At 70.0% G+C, this 17,472-nt stretch carries 14 protein-coding genes; 10 read left to right on the top strand and 4 right to left on the bottom strand.

What is annotated here, in order from left to right; translation table 11 throughout:
• Positions 1-65: 65 nt before the first annotated feature.
• Positions 66-1,400: a replication-associated recombination protein A gene (locus G4D83_RS26270; RefSeq protein ID WP_163867574.1), complete on the bottom strand. Its 1,335-nt coding sequence runs from the start codon at positions 1,398-1,400 to the stop codon at positions 66-68.
• Between the two features lie 267 nt (positions 1,401-1,667).
• On the opposite strand from G4D83_RS26270, the gene G4D83_RS26265 reads away from it, so the two are divergent.
• The gene (locus G4D83_RS26265) at positions 1,668-2,024 is read left to right on the top strand and encodes a YciI family protein (RefSeq protein WP_163867573.1); all 357 of its coding nucleotides are present in this window, start codon (positions 1,668-1,670) and stop codon (positions 2,022-2,024) included.
• Positions 2,025-2,140: 116 nt separating this feature from the next.
• Positions 2,141-3,868 carry a ubiquinone-dependent pyruvate dehydrogenase gene (gene poxB, locus G4D83_RS26260; RefSeq protein WP_163867572.1) on the top strand — a complete coding sequence of 576 codons (1,728 nt, stop codon included), beginning with the start codon at positions 2,141-2,143 and terminating at the stop codon, positions 3,866-3,868.
• Positions 3,869-3,873: 5 nt separating this feature from the next.
• Here the strand turns inward: poxB and G4D83_RS26255 are convergent, their stop codons facing one another.
• Positions 3,874-4,335 carry a 2,4'-dihydroxyacetophenone dioxygenase family protein gene (locus G4D83_RS26255; protein WP_163867571.1) on the bottom strand — a complete coding sequence of 154 codons (462 nt, stop codon included), beginning with the start codon at positions 4,333-4,335 and terminating at the stop codon, positions 3,874-3,876.
• 112 nt (positions 4,336-4,447) lie between these two features.
• On the opposite strand from G4D83_RS26255, the gene pdxR reads away from it, so the two are divergent.
• On the top strand, positions 4,448-5,875 hold the full coding sequence (gene pdxR / locus G4D83_RS26250; RefSeq protein WP_163867570.1) for a MocR-like pyridoxine biosynthesis transcription factor PdxR: 1,428 nt from the start codon (positions 4,448-4,450) through the stop codon (positions 5,873-5,875).
• A gap of 23 nt (positions 5,876-5,898) precedes the next feature.
• Here pdxR and G4D83_RS26245 read toward each other — a convergent pair whose 3' ends face one another.
• The gene (locus tag G4D83_RS26245; RefSeq protein ID WP_163867569.1) at positions 5,899-6,282 is read right to left on the bottom strand and encodes a VOC family protein; all 384 of its coding nucleotides are present in this window, start codon (positions 6,280-6,282) and stop codon (positions 5,899-5,901) included.
• Positions 6,283-6,406: 124 nt separating this feature from the next.
• On the opposite strand from G4D83_RS26245, the gene G4D83_RS26240 reads away from it, so the two are divergent.
• The 4 genes from G4D83_RS26240 (at position 6,407) to G4D83_RS26225 (ending at position 11,991) form a co-directional block, all read left to right on the top strand.
• Entirely contained in the window at positions 6,407-7,006 is a 600-nt protein-coding gene (locus G4D83_RS26240; RefSeq protein ID WP_163867568.1) for a DUF998 domain-containing protein, read from the top strand.
• 184 nt (positions 7,007-7,190) lie between these two features.
• Positions 7,191-8,534: a hydroxymethylglutaryl-CoA reductase, degradative gene (locus G4D83_RS26235; RefSeq protein WP_163867567.1), complete on the top strand. Its 1,344-nt coding sequence runs from the start codon at positions 7,191-7,193 to the stop codon at positions 8,532-8,534.
• The gene (locus G4D83_RS26230; protein WP_163867566.1) at positions 8,531-10,795 is read left to right on the top strand and encodes an MMPL family transporter; all 2,265 of its coding nucleotides are present in this window, start codon (positions 8,531-8,533) and stop codon (positions 10,793-10,795) included. Before G4D83_RS26235 ends, G4D83_RS26230 begins: the two co-directional genes overlap by 4 nt.
• Complete coding sequence (locus tag G4D83_RS26225; RefSeq protein WP_163867565.1) at positions 10,792-11,991, top strand: glycosyltransferase family 2 protein; 1,200 nt, start codon at positions 10,792-10,794, stop codon at positions 11,989-11,991. The genes G4D83_RS26230 and G4D83_RS26225 overlap by 4 nt, the downstream gene beginning before the upstream one ends.
• On the opposite strand, the gene G4D83_RS26220 is transcribed toward G4D83_RS26225, so the two are convergent.
• Complete coding sequence (locus G4D83_RS26220) at positions 11,934-13,340, bottom strand: FAD-dependent oxidoreductase (RefSeq protein WP_163867564.1); 1,407 nt, start codon at positions 13,338-13,340, stop codon at positions 11,934-11,936. The two genes, G4D83_RS26225 and G4D83_RS26220, sit on opposite strands and share 58 nt — an antisense overlap.
• Positions 13,341-13,402: 62 nt before the next feature.
• Here G4D83_RS26220 and G4D83_RS26215 point away from each other — a divergent pair, with 62 nt between their 5' ends.
• The 3 genes from G4D83_RS26215 to G4D83_RS46410 all read left to right on the top strand — a co-directional run bounded on the left by G4D83_RS26215 (position 13,403) and on the right by G4D83_RS46410 (position 17,471).
• A complete protein-coding gene (locus G4D83_RS26215) occupies positions 13,403-14,449 on the top strand; it encodes a phytoene/squalene synthase family protein (RefSeq protein ID WP_163867563.1) in 1,047 nt (348 codons plus the stop codon).
• Complete coding sequence (locus G4D83_RS26210; RefSeq protein WP_240356596.1) at positions 14,446-16,416, top strand: 2,3-oxidosqualene cyclase; 1,971 nt, start codon at positions 14,446-14,448, stop codon at positions 16,414-16,416. The genes G4D83_RS26215 and G4D83_RS26210 overlap by 4 nt, the downstream gene beginning before the upstream one ends.
• Before the next feature lie 464 nt (positions 16,417-16,880).
• Positions 16,881-17,471: a DUF6310 domain-containing protein gene (locus tag G4D83_RS46410; protein WP_240356594.1), complete on the top strand. Its 591-nt coding sequence runs from the start codon at positions 16,881-16,883 to the stop codon at positions 17,469-17,471.
• The last annotated feature ends 1 nt before the right edge of the window (position 17,472 follow it).

Genomic DNA, 17,472 nt, shown 5'->3' with positions numbered 1-17,472 from the left:
CAGTGTGCCGTGTGTTGCGAGGGGTGCCCACACCGACCCGCGTCCCGTTGACTTCCGGTCCGTGACTACTCGTCCCGGCTGGCCTTGTCCTCGCGCCACCAGTGGCTCATGCGCTCGTGGACCTCCGCCTCGTAGCCCTCCTTGCTCGGACGGTAGAAGACGGAGCGCTCCAGCGGCGCGGGCAGGTACGTCTGCCCCGGGGCGTAGTGGTCCTTGAAGTCCCAGGGCGGCGTGTAGCCCTTGCCGTGCCCCAGCTCCTTCATCAAATCCGTGGGCGCGTTGCGCAGCGGCAGCGGCGGCGCCGCGTTGGGGTGCTCCTCCAGCGCGGCGAGCGCGGCGTTCATCGCGGCATAGGCGCGGTTGCTCTTGCGCGCGGTGGCCAGCGTGACGACGGCATGCGCGACGAACAGCCGCCCCTCCGGCATGCCCGTGGAGTGGAAGCCCTCCTCGCACGCCCGGACGATGGTGATGGCCTCCGGCATCGCCATGCCCACGTCCTCCACGGCGATGACCTTGAGCCTGCGCCACAGCGACACCACGTCCCCGGTCTGCAGCAGCTTCGCCGCCCAGAAGATGGCGCCCTGCGCGTTGGAGCCCCGGCAGGACTTCTGGAGCGCGCTCAGCAAGTCGTAGTGCTGGTCTCCATCCTTGTCGTGCCGCGAAAGCCCCGTGCCCACCGCCTCGCGCGCCGTGTCCACAGTGATTTCGCCACCGTCCGCCGTCAGCCCCGCGGCCATCTCCAGCGCGCCCAGCGCCTTGCGCACGTCCCCCGCCCCACCCCTCGCCAGCAGCGCGAGCGTGTCCTCGCCCACGTTCAGCTTGCGCTTGCCCAGCCCGCGCTTCTCGTCGGTGAGTGCCCGCTGGAGCGCGCCCTGGATGTCCGCGAGCGTCAGCTCCTGGAGCTGGAAGACACGACACCGGCTGACGAGCGCGGGGCGCACCTCGAAGCTGACGTTCTCCGTCGTCGCGCCCAACAGGACGAACAGGCCGCTCTCCACGTGCGGCAGCGCCTGCTCCTGGACGTTCTTCGCCCAGCGGTGGATTTCGTCGACGAAGAGCACCGTGCGGCGCGAGTACTGGTTGCGCGCGCGCTCGGCCTCCGCCACGACTTCGCGGATGCGCGGAATGCCGTCCGACACGGCCGACAGGATGACCAGCTCCGCGTCGACGCTGGAGGCCAGCATGCGCGCCAGCGTCGTCTTGCCCACGCCGGGCGGTCCCCAGAACAGCGAGGAGACAATCTGCTTGCGCTCCATCAACCGCCGCAGCGGTCCTCCGGGGCCCAGCAGGTGGGACTGACCGATGAACTCATCGGGAGTGCGTGGCCGCATCCTCTCCGCGAGGGGAGCGAAGCGATTCACGTCGACGGAAGCGGAGAAGAGGTCAGGGCCAGCGCTCATCGCCCCGGAAGCTCTCCTCTCCGACGCGCGCGGTCAACCACCGAGGAACACCGTTCGTGTCGCGCGGTCTTCTCTCACCCATGGTGCGGCGGCGGGTCCACACCCGTCGGATACCGGACAGGGAAAAGCGGGCCGGTCCACCCGAATGGAAAACGCACCGTGCGACTGGCGACGAAGCGATGGAGAGCGAGCAACACGCGCGCGGTGGCTCGACGCCGTGTCATGGGGCTGGCGTAAAGTCATGGCTCTCAAAAAGGAGGGAGCGCGATGTCATTCATGCTGCTGATGATGGAGGCCCCGGGGAAGCGCCAGGCCCGGCCAATGGAAGAGGGCCAGGCCGCCTACGCTCGGATGATGGCCTTCCAGGAGAAGCTCCGAACCAATGGCGTGCTCATCACGGGCGAGGCGCTCAAGTCCGACGACAACGCGGTACGCATCGAGAACTACGGCGGCAAGCGCACGGTGAGCGACGGTCCCTTCACCGAGTCGAAGGAAATCATCGGCGGCTTCTTCCTCCTCAACTGCAAGACGCGCGATGAGGCCCTGGAATATGCCCACGCGTGTCCCGCCAGTGAGTGGGGCATCGTCGAGCTGCGCGAAATCGCGAGCAGCTGTTACGAGTAGGCCGTAGCGCCGCCTGGCCGCGGGATTCCCTCCCGCGTCCGGGGCGACCGGCAGAGCGCCTGCATCCTCGCTGACTCGGGTTGTCTGGAGGCCTGGCGCCGCCCAGCTTCATCCCCATGAGTCACTCCAGTGTGGCGGATGCGCTCGTCCAGACGCTCATCGACGCGGGTGCGGAGCGCATCTACGGCGTCGTCGGTGACAGCCTCAATCCCATCACCGACGCCGTGCGCCGCAGCCAGGGCAAGCTGCGCTGGGTCCGCATCCGGCATGAAGAGTCCGGGGCCTTCGCCGCCTCCGCCGAAGCGCAGCTCAGCGGCAAGCTCGCGGTGTGCGCGGGGAGCTGCGGCCCGGGCCACCTGCACCTCATCAACGGGCTCTATGACGCCCACCGCAGCTACGCCCCCGTGCTGGCGCTCGTCTCTCACATCCCCAGCGACCAGATTGGCACCTCCTACTTCCAGGAGACGCACCCGGAGCTGCTCTTCCGCGAGTGCAGCCACTACTGCGAGATGGTCTCCAACCCGAAGCAGACCCCTCGCTTGTTCCGGCTCGCGGCGCAGACGGCGCTGGCGAAAGGCGGCGTGTCCGCCGTGGTACTCCCTGGAGACATCGCCGCGCTCGACGCCGGCGAAGACGTCCCTTCCACCTTCTCCACCATTCCCCCCATGGTGCGTCCGGTCGACGCGGAGCTGGACAAGCTCGCCGCGCTGCTCAACTCGGCCTCGCGGGTGACGGTGTTCTGCGGCAGCGGCTGCAAGGGCGCCCACGCGGAGGTGCTCGCGCTGGCCAAGGTGCTCCAGGCCCCCGTGGGCCATGCGTACCGGGGCAAGGAGTGGGTGGCGTACGACAACCCCTACGACGTGGGCATGACGGGCCTGCTGGGCTACGGCGCCGCGTACGAGGCGATGCACGCGTGCGACGTCCTGCTCCTGCTGGGCACGGACTTCCCCTACGACTCGTTCATGCCCGTGAAGCCCAAGATTGCCCAGGTGGACGTGCGGCCGGAGCATCTGGGACGCCGCTCGCGCCTGGATCTGGGCGTCTGCGGCGACGTCCGGGAGACGCTGCGCGCCCTGCTGCCCCGGCTGGAGCAGAAGGAGGACCGCCGACATCTGGAGAACGCCCTGGAGGAACTGGCCAAGGCGCGCCGCAAGCTGGACTCCCACGTGCGCAACGTCGGCTCGCACCGGCCGCTGCATCCGGAGTTCGTCGCCGCCATGCTCGACGAGGTGGCCGCCGACAACGCCGTCTTCACCGTGGACACAGGCATGTGCAACGTGTGGTCCGCCCGCTACCTGCGCGCGACGGCCGAGCGGCGCATCATCGGCTCCTTCACGCACGGCTCCATGGCCAACGCGCTGCCGCAGGCCATTGGCGCGCAGCTCCTGTACCCGGGCCGACAGGTCATCTCCATGTCCGGAGACGGCGGCTTCGCCATGCTGATGGGCGACTTCCTCACCCTGGCGCAGTACGACTTGCCGGTGAAGGTCGTCATCTTCAACAACAGCTCGCTGGGCATGGTGAAGTTGGAGATGCAGGTGTCGGGCTACCCGGACACGGAGACGGACCTGGTGAACCCGAACTTCGCGAAGCTGGCGGAGGCCATGGGTGTCATGGGGCAGCGCGTGGAGGCCCCCGAGGACGTGCGCGGCGCCTTCGAGCGAGCCCTCTCACACCCGGGGCCCGCCCTGGTCGACGTCGTCACGGATCCGCACGCGCTCTCCATGCCGCCCCGAATCACCGCGAAGCAGGTGGCGGGCTTCGCCCTTGCGATGACCAGGCTCGTCTTCACCGGCGAGGGCGGCGACGTGCTGGACACGGTGGATGCCCAGCTCCACCACTGACGTCCTCATTCCAAGGTGGCCAGGAACTCCGCACCGTTCGCAGCGCACCACTGTCGGTACGTCTCCAGCCGGGCCGCGGAGCCGACGCTCCTGGTGACGCGGCCCTCGGCGTCCAGGTACTCGACGGCGCCGCGCACGTTGATGAGAATCACCACCGGCTCATCACCGATGACCCTCCAACTGTCGGTGTTGCCCGGGGGCTCGTAGACGTAGCCGCCAGGACCCACCACGTCGCCGGTGTCGAGCAGCTCGCGCTTCCCGGAGAGGTTGAAGGCGTGCACCTCCCCCGTGTGCCGGTGGCGAGGAATGACGGTGCCGGGCTCCAGCCGGAAGAGGTACATCCAGCCAGCGTCATCCTTGAAGAAGCGCAGCGGCTTGAAGGAGAGGCCAGGGGGACCCATCGGCACCCAGGACATGCGCTCGGGGTCGACAGGGAGGGAAGCAAGCAGCGGCGTGGCGTGGCTCATGGGGCGGCTCCAGGGCGCGGTTGAGAAGTGCCCCCAGGGTGCTCCACCCATGGCCCTCCGACAGGTCCAGGTTTGACGAATCTCATTGGGCCAACCTATGGACGGCCCTGGCATGGACCTTCACGTCGACCTCAAGGACCGCAGGGACCTGGCGGGGCAGATATATCGAGGCCTTCGGGCGCAGATGCTCGACGGTCGCCTGCGCGGCGGAGAGCGGGTGCCGCCCACGCGCGAGCTGGCCCGGCGGCTGGGCGTGTCGCGCAACACGGTGAGCGTCGCCTACGAGTGGCTCGCCGCGGAGGGCCTGCTCACGGGACGCACCCGGGCCGGCAGCTTCGTCCAGGCTCCGCCTCGGGAGCATCCCCCCCGAGGCCGGGCCACCGCTGGAGTGAAGCTGCGCCCTCGGACCATCTGGAGCGAGCTGCGCACCCCTCGCCCGCCCGAGCCCCCTGCCCGCCATGACTTCCGCGTCGGCATCCCCGACGCCACGCTGTTTCCCTTCGAGGCCTGGCGCCGGCTGATGGCGCGGCAGCTGCGCGCCTCGGCGATGACGGCGGCCTACGCGGACCCCTTCGGACACCCCGAGCTGCGCGAGGCCGTGGCGCGCCACATCGGCGTGTCCCGAGGCGTTCGCGCCGACGCCACCGACGTGCTCATCACCCATGGCGCCCAGCAGGCGCTCGACCTCATCGGGCGCGTCCTTCTTGAGCCCGGGGACTGCGTCGCCGTGGAGGAGCCGGGCTACCCACCCGCGCGCCTCCTGTTCCAGTCGCTCGGGGCCCGCGTCGTGCCCGTGCCCGTCGACGCGGAGGGGCTCGACGTGAGCGCGCTGCCGGACGACGCACGGCTCGTCTACGTCACGCCGTCCCACCAGTTTCCGCTCGGCATCGTGATGTCACCGGCGCGAAGGCGCGCGCTGCTCGACTGGGCCCGCCAGCGGGACGCGGTGGTCATCGAGGATGACTACGACAGCGAGTTCCGCTTCGGCGGCCGACCACTGGAGACACTCCATTCCCTGGACCGCTCCGGGCGAGTGCTCTACGTCGGCTCGTTCTCCAAGGTGCTGCTCCCCTCGCTGCGCCTGGGCTTCCTCGTCGCGCCGCCGTCTCTCCAGCGGGAGCTGGGCCTGGCGAAGCAGGTGTCGGACTCGCACAGCCAGCTCGCCGCCCAGGCCGTCCTGGCGCGCTTCATCGACAGCGGCATGCTGGCCCGCCACCTGCGCAAGACGCGACGCGAGTACGAGCTCCGGCATGCGCGACTCACCGAAGGGCTCGCGCGCCACTTCGGCTCCGGGCTGCGCCTGCTGCCCTCCGTCGCGGGCCTGCACCTGAGCGCGACCTTCGCGCGGGGCGGCGCACGGCTGGAGAGGACGCTCACCGGGCAGGCGCGAGCCGCGGGCGTTGGCGTGGAGGCGCTCTCCCCCTACTTCGCCGGCACGCCCACGCGCCATGGCTGGGTGCTGGGCTACGGCGCGCTCACGTTGGACGGCATCGACGAGGGGCTCCGCCGCCTGCGCGCCAGTGTCGCCGGAGCGCTTTGAGCCCGCCCCCCCAGCGACGCGGCTCAGTCCCAGACGGTGGGCGGCGGGCCCTTGTCCGGGTGGTGCATCTTGACGACGCAGAAGCGATGGCCCGTGGGCGCCTCCATCACCCACCAGCGTTTCACCCAGCCGATGCGCCGCGCGCCCAGCGCTTCCAGGCGCGCGGCCTCCGCGTCCTGGTCATCCGCCTCGATGTCCAGGTGGACACGCGAGGGGTGGGAGACCTTCTGCAACGCGACGCTCAGCCCCACGGGCGTGTTCTCGAGCCCCACGTATTCGGCGCCGCCCTCGACTTCGAACTCGCCCACGCCGAGGCCCAGCGCCTGACTCCAGAAGGTGGCGGCGGAGCGCACGTCCCCGGTTTCACAATCGATGATGAAGCCCGCGAGTCGGCTGCGGTGCGACATGACGTCCTCCTCATGACGAAAGCCCCTGCAATCTGACGACGCCCCGAGCATCGGTCTACCCCCAAGGCCCGGGCCCCGCTCGAATCCGCTTTCACCGGGCCCCCCACCCCCTTGGAATAGATTCATGGGCCACCAGGTCTTCCTCACGGCGCTGCTCGCCACGACGCTCGCCACCGTGCCGCCGTGGTGGTTCGCGCGACGTCGTCCCGGATACAGCCACCTGCGCCACACCCTCAGCGAACTGGGCGCGCCGGGGGCCCCCGAGGCGACGCGGGTGGCGTGGCTCGGCTTCGCGCCCGCGGGGCTCGCGGTGATGGGCTTCGCCGCCGTGCTGAACTCACAGCTCGCGCCTGACGGAGAGTTCATCACCGGGCTGGTGCTGCTGTCGCTCTTGGGCGTCAGCTACGTGGGCGCGGCGGTGTTCCCCTGCGACGAGGGTGCGCCGTTCTGGGGGACCTGGAAGAACCAGATGCACAACCTGGTCGCCGGACTGGGCTACTTCGGCGCGGGCGGCGGCCTCATCGAGCTGCAGCGCGTGTTCGAGGACCTGCCCGCGCTGGCGTCCCTCTCCACGCTGACGGGCGCGGTGGGCAAGCTCGTCCTCCTGGGCATGGTCGTACTGTCCTTCGAGTCCCCCGTGCGCGGGCTGATTCAACGAACGGTGGAGGCGCTCGTGTTCGGATGGATGCTGCTGGTGGGCGCCTGGCTGATGCTCGTCCACTGAGCACGACCCTCGCACTCCAGGGAGGGGCGGGCACGCGACGAAATGTTCCTGGTGTCCACGGACGCGGTCCACGCCGTCCGCTCCTGGACCTCACGCGGACCGAAAGCCCCAGGGCCCCTGCCCAACTCCGTCGGTCGTCACCAGTTCCCATGGTGATTGACGGGCAGAGCAATGGGGGGCGTCTATGTCGGAAGTGGTGGACGAGGGATTGCCGCAAGTCCAACCGGGCACACTGTCCTCTCGCCTGCCAGGGTTCCACCGCCGCAGCGTGGAGGAGCGCTGGCGGGAACTGGCCCTGCGCGGAGATGTCTCACCAGAGGAGCTGCGGGTGCTCAGGGCGCTGGGCGCGCCGACCTTCGACGTCGTCAACCAGATGATCGAAAACGCGGTGGGCGTGTTCGCCCTGCCGCTGGGCCTGGGGTTGAACCTCACCGTCAACGGACGTGACCACCTGGTGCCCATGGCCGTGGAGGAGCCCTCCGTCGTGGCCGCGGTGTCCTTCGCGGCGAAGGTGGTGCGTGGGGCCGGCGGGTTCACCGCGGACGCGGACGCGTCGATGATGATTGGCCAGGTGCAGCTCACCCGGTACGGCAAGCCAGAGGTCGCCCGCTCGCGGCTGCTGGCGAGCAGGGAGCAGCTCCTCGCCCTCGCCAACAGCTTCCACCCCGCGCTCGAGCGGCGAGGCGGCGGCGCGCGCGACGTCCAGGTGCGCATCCTCCCCGCGCCAGAGGGGCCCCAGGGGGAGCCCGTCTTCATCGTCCACCTGCTGGTGGACACGCAGGAAGCCATGGGCGCCAACCTCATCAACACCATGGTGGAGGGCGTCGCGCCGCTCATCGAGCAGCTCACCGGGGGACGCGTCTTCGTGCGCATCCTGTCCAACCTCGCCGACCAGCGACTGGCTCGGGCCTCCTGCCGCATTCCCCTGGCGGCGCTGGCGGACTTCGGCCTGCCCGGCGAGGACATCGCCGAGGGCATCCTCCAGGCGAGCCGCTTCGCGGAGGCGGACCCCTACCGCGCGGCCACGCACAACAAGGGCGTGATGAATGGAATCGACGCGGTGGCCATCGCCACGGGCCAGGACTGGCGGGCCATCGAGGCGGGCGCGCACGCGTATGCCTGCCGGAAGGGACGCTACGGGCCGCTGTCCCGCTGGACGTTGGAGCAGGGGCACCTGGTGGGCCGCATCGAGCTGCCGCTGGCGCTGGGCATGGTGGGCGGGCCCATCAAGGTGCACCCCGGCGCGCAGCTCGGGCTCAAGCTCATGCGCGTCGACACCGTGCGCGAGCTGGCCATGGTGTTCGCGGCGGTGGGGCTGGCGCAGAACTTCGCGGCGGTGCGCGCATTGGGCTCGGTGGGCATCCAGAAGGGGCACATGGCGCTGCATGCGCGCTGTGTCGCGGTGACCGCGGGCGCCCGGGGCCTGGACGTGGAGAAGGTGGCGCGGCTGTTGGTGGAGCGCGGCAGCGTCAAGGTCGACACGGCGCGCGAAATCCTCGCGTCCTTCCAGGAAGCCCCCGCGCCATGAGCGACGCGACGGCGTCACCCTCCCTGTTCGTCCGGCTCGCCCGAGGCGTGCATCGGCACCGGAGCGTGGTGCTGGGGGGCGCTGTCGTGTTCCTGGCCCTGGCCATCTGGGTGCTGCTCCAGGGAGGGCACCTCACCACCGGCACCATCGACGGAATCGAGGCCGCGCGCGCGGAGGCACTGGCCCGGCCCGCCGCCGCCGGCTCGACGGACCAGACGCTGGCGGTCATCTTCCACCACGACGCCTGGACGACGAACGAGCCGCGCTTCACCCGGACCGTGGCGGAGGTGCTCGCGCGCGTGCGGCGACTGCCGGAGGTCGAGTCCGTGGTGTCGCCGGTGGACGCGCCCGCGGAGTTCCGCGCCCGCTTCGTGTCTCGCACGGGCCACGACCTGCTGGCCCTGGTGCGACTGAAGGGCGGAGAGCGAGAGGCCACCGCCGCGTTTCCCGCCGTGAGCGCCGCCTTGGAGGATTCACGGCTCGACACGACGCTGACGGGCAAGGTGGCGTTCCTCGCCGCGCTCAACCAACTGCTGGAGCATGACCTGCTGCGCGCGGAGCTCATCTCCTTCCCGCTGGCGCTGCTGGTGTTGCTCTGGGTGTTCCGCACGGTGGTCGCCGCCATGCTGCCCCTGGTGGTGGGCGGGCTCGCCGTGCTCTGTGGCGTGGCGGGGGTGCTGCTGCTCTCGCGCGTCACCAACATGGCGCAGTACACGCTCAACGTGGTGTCGCTCATCGGGCTGGGCGTGGCCATCGACTATTCGCTCTTCATCGTGAGCCGCTTCCGGGGCGAGCTGGCGCGAGGCCTGTCAACGGAGCAGGCCCTGGCGCGCACCCTGGACACCGCGGGGCGCGCGGTGGCGTTCTCGGGACTGGCCGTCACGGTGGGCCTGGCGGGGCTGCTCTTCTTTCGCGGCTCGTACCTGAGCGCCATGGGCCTGGGCGGCGCGCTCGTCGTGGCCTTCGCGGTGCTCTTCGCGCTCACCGTCCTGCCCGCGTTGCTCTCCTGGCTGGGGCCTCGGGTGGACAAGGGACGGCTGCCCTTCGGACGCGCCCCGGGGCGCAGCGGCCTGTGGCACGCGCTGGCCACGTGGGTGATGAAGCATCCCTGGCTCGTGCTGCTGCCCACGCTCACGCTCCTGTTGGCCATGGGGCTGCCGTTCCGGCGCCTGGAGCTGGCGGCCACGGACATCACCGCGCTGCCTCCCGACACGGAGGCCCGACAGGGCGCTGAGACACTGGCCCGCTTGTTCCCTCGCGAGGCCGCCACGCGGGTGCTGGTGGCGGTGGAGTTTCCCTCGGGAGACCCCTTCACCCCCCAGCGGGCCTCCGCCCTCTTCGACGCGAGCCGGAGGATGGCGGCGCTGCCCGGCGTGGTGGGCGTGGAGAGCGCGGTGGACCTTTCGCCCGGCATGGACAAGGCCGCGTATCAACAAATGGCCGCCGCGCCTCCCGCGATGCTGCCTCCGGAGCTGCGCGTCGCGCGGGATGCGTACCTCACGGGCAACGTGGCGGTCTTCCAGGTCCTGACGTCCGCGCATCCCAGCAGCCAAGAGGCGCGCGCGTTGGTCCGGACGCTGCGCGAGGAGCGCTCGGTGGGGGACGGGAAGCTGCTCGTGGGAGGGCAGACCGCCACGGACGTGGACGCGACGGCCTTCTTGAAGCGCTACACGCCCGCGGCCGTGGGCTTCGTGATGGGGATGACGTGCATCGTCCTCTTCGTGCTCCTGCGCTCCGTGGTGCTGCCCCTGAAGGCCCTGCTGATGAACCTGCTCTCGCTGGCGGGCTCGTTCGGGGCCCTGGTCTGGATTTTTCAAGAAGGACACTTGCACCGGCTGCTGCGCTTCGAGCCAGGCCCCATCGAACCGTCGCTCCCCATCCTGCTGTTCTGCGCCTTGTTCGGCCTGTCCATGGACTACGAGGTGCTGCTGCTCAGCCGCATCCGCGAGGAGTGGCTGCGCACGGGTGACAACACGCACGCGGTGGCGGAGGGGCTGGAGCAGACGGGTGGCCTCATCACCAGCGCGGCCGCCATCATGGTGGCCGTCTTCGCCGCGTTCGCGCTAGCGTCGGTGGTGGTCGTGAAGGCGATGGGGCTGGGCATGGCCATCGCGGTGGCGCTGGATGCAACACTGGTCCGGGTGCTCATCGTCCCCGCGATGATGCGCCTGATGGGAGACTTGAACTGGTGGGGGCCTGGACACCACAGGCACCCGCCGGCTCGGCGAGTTCCGAACGAAGGGACGGAGGTGAGGCCATGAACACGCGGGACGTGGCGTGGGTGGCGGCGGGAGTGGCGGCGCTCGGCGTGCTGGCCCAGGGACACCGGGGATTGATGGCGGGCCTGCGACGGCGCCCGGCCCCGGCCGTGAGGAGGTTCGAGCCGCCCTCGGTGACGGTCATCCGACCCATCCGGGGACTGGACGTGGAGGCGCGGCAGAACGTCCGCGCGCTGCTGGACCTGGACTATCCGGGCGAGTGGGAGGTGCTCTTCGTCTTCGACAGCGAGGAGGACCCCGCGTTCGCCGTCACCCGGGAGGAACTTGGCGCCCACCCGACGCGCGCGAAGCGGGTGGAGCTGCTCGTGGCGGGAGAGCCTCCGCGAGGCCTGACGGGAAAGCTCAACGCCATGCAGGTGGGCGTGGCGCGCGCCCGAGGCACGCTCCTGGCATTCAGCGACTCCGACACGCGGCCCGCGCCCGGGGTGCTCACCGCGCTGGTGAGCGCGCTGCTGGAGGATGAGCGGACGGGCGCGACGTTCGCTCCCATCTACGCGGCGGCGGAGGCACCCCTCGCGGGAGACGTGGGCTACGGGTTGCTGGTGAATGCCTGGTACGGCTCGTCGGTGGCACGGGCGGCCGGGCCCGACGGTGCCCTGCCCTTCATCATGGGTCAGTTGATGGTGTTCCGCCGGGAGGCGCTCACGGACATCGGAGGAGTGGGCTGCGCCGCCGGTCAGTTCGTGGATGACATGTACCTGGGGCGCCGGCTACATGAGGCGGGGTGGAAGAACCGCGTCATCCACACGCCCCTGCGCATCGTCACCGGACAGTTGGAGCTGCGCGCCTTCCTGCGCATCTTCCGGCGCTGGGTGCTCTTCTCGGAGGCGGGCCTCCCCTGGAACTTCGCGCGGCCCAACTGGGTGCGAGGGGTGATGGGCTGGCTCGCATGGGGTGGGCTGGTCGCGGCCGCCACCCAGAGGAAGTGGGGACACGCGGCCCTGGCGTCATTGCCCATCGGATTCTCCGTGTGGAGCCAGCTCCGGCTCCAGCGGGAATGCAACGGGCCGCGCATCTCCCCCCGGCACTATTGGGTGCCCGCGGTGCTGCCGCTGCTGGGCGCGGGCGTGGCGCTGTCGGCGCGGCTGTCGCGCGAGGTGGACTGGCGCGGCCGGAACTATCAACTGGATGCGAAGGCGCGCCTGGGTAACGCCCTGCCCGAACGGGCGAGCGTGTAGACTGGACGGCGGACGCGGCGATGCCACCAGTTCCCCATCTGCTCAACCGTACTCGCCACGGCATCTCGCAGGGGCGGCCCGACCGAGCGCAGCAGCGGCACGGCGGCCCGGAGGCGCACCGGCTGTCGGCGCGACGGGCGCAAGCCCACCAGGGCATGGCCGACGACGCAGAGGTACTCACGCGCCATCACCCGCATGCGCGAATCCTCGGACGCGAGCAGGGCCATGGAGGCGCTGGCTCCGCGCGGGCTGTGCTCCCAGTAGTGCAGCAGGCCCTGGCGCAGTGCGCCCATGCCCTCGTCCTGTCCGGAGCAAGCGTCGTAGAGCGCGGAGGCGAGCGCGACACGGGTGCGCTGGGCCGGCCGCCGGGCGCGCTCGTAGGACTCCAGCGCGCGAGGAACATCCTCCGGGTGCTGGCGCAGCGCGTCCTGGAGCGCGCGCGCATCGTGAAAGCACGAGGCCATGCCGCTGCCGGTGAGCGGGTGACAGCACGACGCGGCGTCGCCCACCAGCACGGCGCTCCCCACCCTCACCGTCGCGGAGAGCCGGTCGTCATTGGAGGCCATGCGTGGTGCCGGGGGTTGCTCCAGTGCGCGACGGACCTCGCTCCGCAGCGCGGGAGGAAGTGTGCGCAGCAGCTCCGGCCGCTCCTTCAGCGTGTCGGCGGTGCTGCCCAGGGGGAGGTCCACCATCACCCGCGCCACACCGGGTTCAATGGCATAGGCCAGCGCGTACAGCGGCCCTCCCACGAACTGATGGCCATGGTCGGGGTACGGCAGGCAGGCGCTGTCGACGGTGAGGCCCAGCATGGTGGAGATGCGCGTGAAGTGCTCGGCGATGCCCAGCATGCGCCGCACGGGCGACGCGCGTCCGTCCGCGGCCACCAGCAGCCGGGCGCGCACCGTCTGGTCGACGCCTTCGTGGGAGAAGCGCAGTCGGACGCCGCGCTCGTCGTTGTGCTCCACGGCCGTCACGCGGGCGCGGGCCAGCAGGGTGACGCCCGGTCGCCGGGCCACTGCTTCCAGCAGGGGGATGGTCAGCGTGGCGTGCTCGAGCGACAGGCCCGTCGCGCCATGTCCATACGGAAGGAGGACGGTGCGCGCGGGGGAGGAGAAGACGACCGCGAAGCCACGCACGGGTCGCGCCTTCCAGGCGTCCACGACGTCACCGAAGCCGAGTCCGCGCAAGTCACGCACCCCGGCGGGGTGAAGCAGCTCTCCAGAGAGCTGCTTGTGGCGGTCCACGCCCGCGTCCACCAGCAGCACGGACAGCCCCAGGTCGGCGAGCGCCGCCGCCGTGGCGCAGCCCGCGGGGCCGCCTCCCGCAATCACCACATCGACATCGCGCACGCAAGCCACCCCCATGACGCAAGAACTGGTCATGGATACGACATGACGCAGTGGAGGAAGCCATGGTTGCCCTGGAAGAGTCGTTCTGCCGAGCGGTGCTACCCAAGGTCTCCCGGACATTCGCGCTGAACATCCCCCTGCTGCCGGAGCCCCTGGACCTCGCCGTCACGGTGGCCTACCTGCTCTGCCGCGTCGCGGACACGCTGGAGGATGAAGCCCGCCTGCCATTCCAGCGGGAGCTGTTCGACGAGCTGATGGGCCTCGTGAGGCTGGAGCCGGGCTGGGAAGCACGCTCCCAGGCCTTTGCCCGCCGGGCCGCCTCGGCGCTGCGTGAGTCCGCGCCCGAGGCCGAAGTGGAGCTCCTCATGGGCATCTCCACGGTGCTGAAGACCCTGGCCTCGCTTCCCTCCTGGGTCCATCCCCACATCGTGCGCTGCATGCGCATCATGACCGACGGCATGAGTCAGATTCAGCGACAGCACGGACGCGCCGCGCGGGTGCTGGGGCTGCCGGACCTCCAGGCGACGCTCACGTACTGCTACTTCGTGGCGGGCGTGGTGGGCGAGATGCTGACCGGACTCTTCATCGACTACTCGCCGCTCGTCACTCCAGCGAGACAGGCCCTGCTCGTCCCGAAGGCCGTCGCGTTTGGCAGGGGGTTGCAGCTCGCCAACATCCTGAAGGACGTGCGCGAGGACCTGGACAACGCACGCTGCTGGCTGCCGCTGGACCGGATGGCCGCGTACGGCCTGGAGCCGGCCACGCTTGCGCTGCCAGGCAATCGCGCCCGGGCGATGGCGCTGCACACGGAGCTGGTGGCGGTGGCGCGCCGTGAGCTGGATGAAGCGCTCGAATACTCGCTGGCGATTCCGCCCGAAGAGCCAGGCCTCCGGCTGTTCTGCCTGTATCCCCTCTTCTTCGCGGTGATGACGCTCAACGTGGTGGAGGGAAATCCCGCGGTGTTCGACCCTACCCCGGTGAAGATTGGCCGGGACGCGGTGCTGAACGTGATGCTGCGCACGCAGGAGCGGGTCGCCTCGGATGCGGCGCTCCGGGCGTTCTACGCGGAGTGCTCGCGCGTGCCCCAGGGGGCCGAGGCGATGAGATGATGCAGCGGGCCCGTGACGTGCTTGCCCGGACCCAGGAGGCGGATGGCTCCTGGAAGGGCGACTACAGCGGGCCCCTCTTCTTGAGCCCGGTATACGTGGCCGGGCTGTATGTGCTTGGACGGGCTCCGGACGCACGCACCCGGGAGGGCCTCGTCACCTACGCTCGCGCCCATCAGAACGAGGATGGCGGCTGGGGGCTGGACGTGGAGTCACCGAGCCTCGTCTTCACGACGGTGCTCAACTACGTGGCGCTGCGGCTGCTCGGCGTCGAGGCCGAGGACCCGGGCCTCATCCGTGCGCGAGATTGGTTCCTGCCTCGGGGCGGACCGCTGGGCAGTGGCTCCTGGGGCAAGGCCGTCCTCGCCCTGCTGGGGCTCTACGAATACGACGGGCTCGCGCCCACGCCGCCGGAGCTGTGGCTGCTGCCGCGCGCGCTGCCGTTCCATCCGTCGCGCCTGTGGTGCCACTGCCGCATGGTGTACCTGCCCATGGGCTGGCTCTATGGCCGCCGTGCGCGCGCCGCCGAGACGCCCTTGCTGGCCGAGCTGCGCCGCGAGCTGTATCCCCTGCCCTACGCGGACGTGGACTGGAAGGCCGCACGCAACCGGGTCGCCGCCACCGACGTCTACACTCCGCGCGGCGCGTGGCTGCGGGCGGTGAATCGCGTGCTCGGGCTCTACGAGCGGCTGCATTCCAGGCGGCTCCGCGACCGCGCGCTGGAGGAGTCGCTGGCGCAGATTCGCGGCGAGGACGAGGCCACGCACTTCATCTGCATCGGGCCCATCAACAAGGTGCTCAACACCGTGGTGTGGCATCTGGCCCGGCCAGACGGCCCGGAGGTGCGCGCCCACCTGGAGCGCCTGCCGGACTACCTCCAGCGCACTCCGGAGGGCGTGACGGTCAATGGCTACAACTCCTCGCAGCTCTGGGACACCGCCTTCGCGGTCCAGGCGCTGGTGGTCTCAGGCCAGGAGGAGGCACGGGCCACGCTCGCGCGCGCGAGCCGCTTCCTGGAGTCGGAGCAGGTGCTGGAGGACTCTCCGCGTGCCGAGCGCTTCCACCGTCATCCGAGCCGAGGGGGCTGGCCCTTCAGCACGCGCGCCCATGGCTGGCCCATCAGCGACTGCACGGCGGAGGCGGTGAAGGCGTGTCTGTTGTTGGAGCCGCTGGGGCTCAACCGCGTGCCTCGCGAGCGACTGGCCCAGGCCGTGGAGTTCATCCTCTCGCTCCAGAATCGCGATGGCGGGTGGGCCACGTACGAGCGCACACGAGCCCCCCGCTGGATGGAACGGTTCAATCCCTCCGACGTGTTCTCTGGCGTCATGGTGGACGTCAGCTATGTCGAGTGCACATCCGCCTGCGTCCAGGCACTCATCGCCTGGCGAAGGGCCCGGCCCGGAGCTCCGGTGGGTCAGGCCATCGCGCGCGGCCTGGACTTCCTGCGCCGCACGCAGCGGCCTGACGGAGGCTGGGAGGGCTCGTGGGGCGTGTGCTTCAGCTATGGCACGTGGTTCGGGGTGACGGGCCTCGTGGCCGGTGGCGCCCGGCCTGGAAACCCGGCGCTGCGCCAGGCGGTCCGCTTTCTCGAGGAGCACCAGCGCGAGGACGGCGCCTGGAGCGAGACCATCCAGAGCTGCCGTGAGCGTCGCTGGGTGGAGGGGGCCACGGGGCACGCGGTGACGACGTCATGGGCGCTGCTGTCACTCGTGGCCGCCGGCGAGGGTGACTCGGAGGTCACTCGCCGAGGAGTGGCGTGGCTGCGCGCGCGACAGGGGGCCGATGGCCGGTGGCCACGCGAGCCGGAGGCGGGGGTCTTCAGTCGCACCTGCGCCATCCACTACGACACCTATCTGCGCATCTTCCCTCTGTGGGCGCTGTCCCTCACGGGACGGGAGGAGCACCGCGTGCTCTCGCCCTACCAGGAGGCCGCGCGCCGTCACCCGGAGTTCAGCGGCCTGACTCCGTAGCCCCCCAGCACCAGGCCGAGCGAGTTTGATGACCTCATCGCCCACACCAGGGCGTCAGAGTGCTCTCGTCGTTCGCGCGTCCTGGCATACTCCAGCAGACATAGTTGACCCCGGCGCCCGGGCCCGACTGAAAGGACGTCACCATGCGTCTCCGTGCCTGTACCGCCCTGCTGCTCTTCCTCTCGGCGTGCGCTGCGTCGACACCAGAACCACGAGGTCGCGTGACCTCGAACCCGCGGGTCGCCAACCTCCAGCGCGCGGCCAGGCTCCCGTGGAGAGACGGGGGCCGGTGCGTCGTCCGTGAGGCTTCTCAGCCCTGGCCCATTATGGCGGAGCGGTGTTTTCGCGCCCTCGACCATGACCGGGTCCGCTTCAACGACCGGACCGGAAGATGCGCCGTTGCTTCGGCGGGCACGGCTACCCTGGGAATCGGCCTCTGTATCCTGGCTGCCCCTGAGCTTGTTGTGGGCACGGTGATTGTCGTGGGCGTGGTGGTGGTGGGAGTCGCCATCAAGGAGGCATTGGAAGCATATGAACTGAGGGGGAGCAGCTCCGACGAGCCAGAAGCCGTCGCCAACACGAAGCCCACTCCTCACGAGGACTCCTCCCCGAATCGAACGCCCAATCCTGAAACTTCAGGGCAGGATTCGTTCCCACCCATTCCGACCGACCCGCTGGGGCGACAGCGCCGACCGGAGTGCAGGCCCATTCCAGGACCGCCCCGTGGAGGAAACGACTCGCATGACGAATGCGCCAACAACGTTCCGGGCAACAACTTTCCCGGCCTGAATGTACTCATCAACGGCAAATACTTCGATGCACTGGTCCTCACCACTCGCACTCTGTGGGAGGTCAAGACAGATGATTTCGAGAAACAGTCGCCCCGCTCGCGAAGGTTCTTCGTCAAGATGAAGCTGGCCGAACTGCAGCGCGAGGCGCTGCTCGCCAAGGAGTGTGGATATCACTTCTTCGTTGGAGTGCGCAGCGAGGCTCACAAAGCCGAGCTGAGGCTGGCGGATCCCACTCTCAATGTCGTCATCATGGATTGGTGTTGAA

Origin of the sequence: Myxococcus eversor, assembly GCF_010894455.1 — a bacterium.
In the GTDB taxonomy this organism is placed as follows: domain Bacteria; phylum Myxococcota; class Myxococcia; order Myxococcales; family Myxococcaceae; genus Myxococcus; species Myxococcus eversor.
Note: the sequence above shows the minus strand (reverse complement) of the source record. Positions and strands in the feature narration are given on the sequence as shown.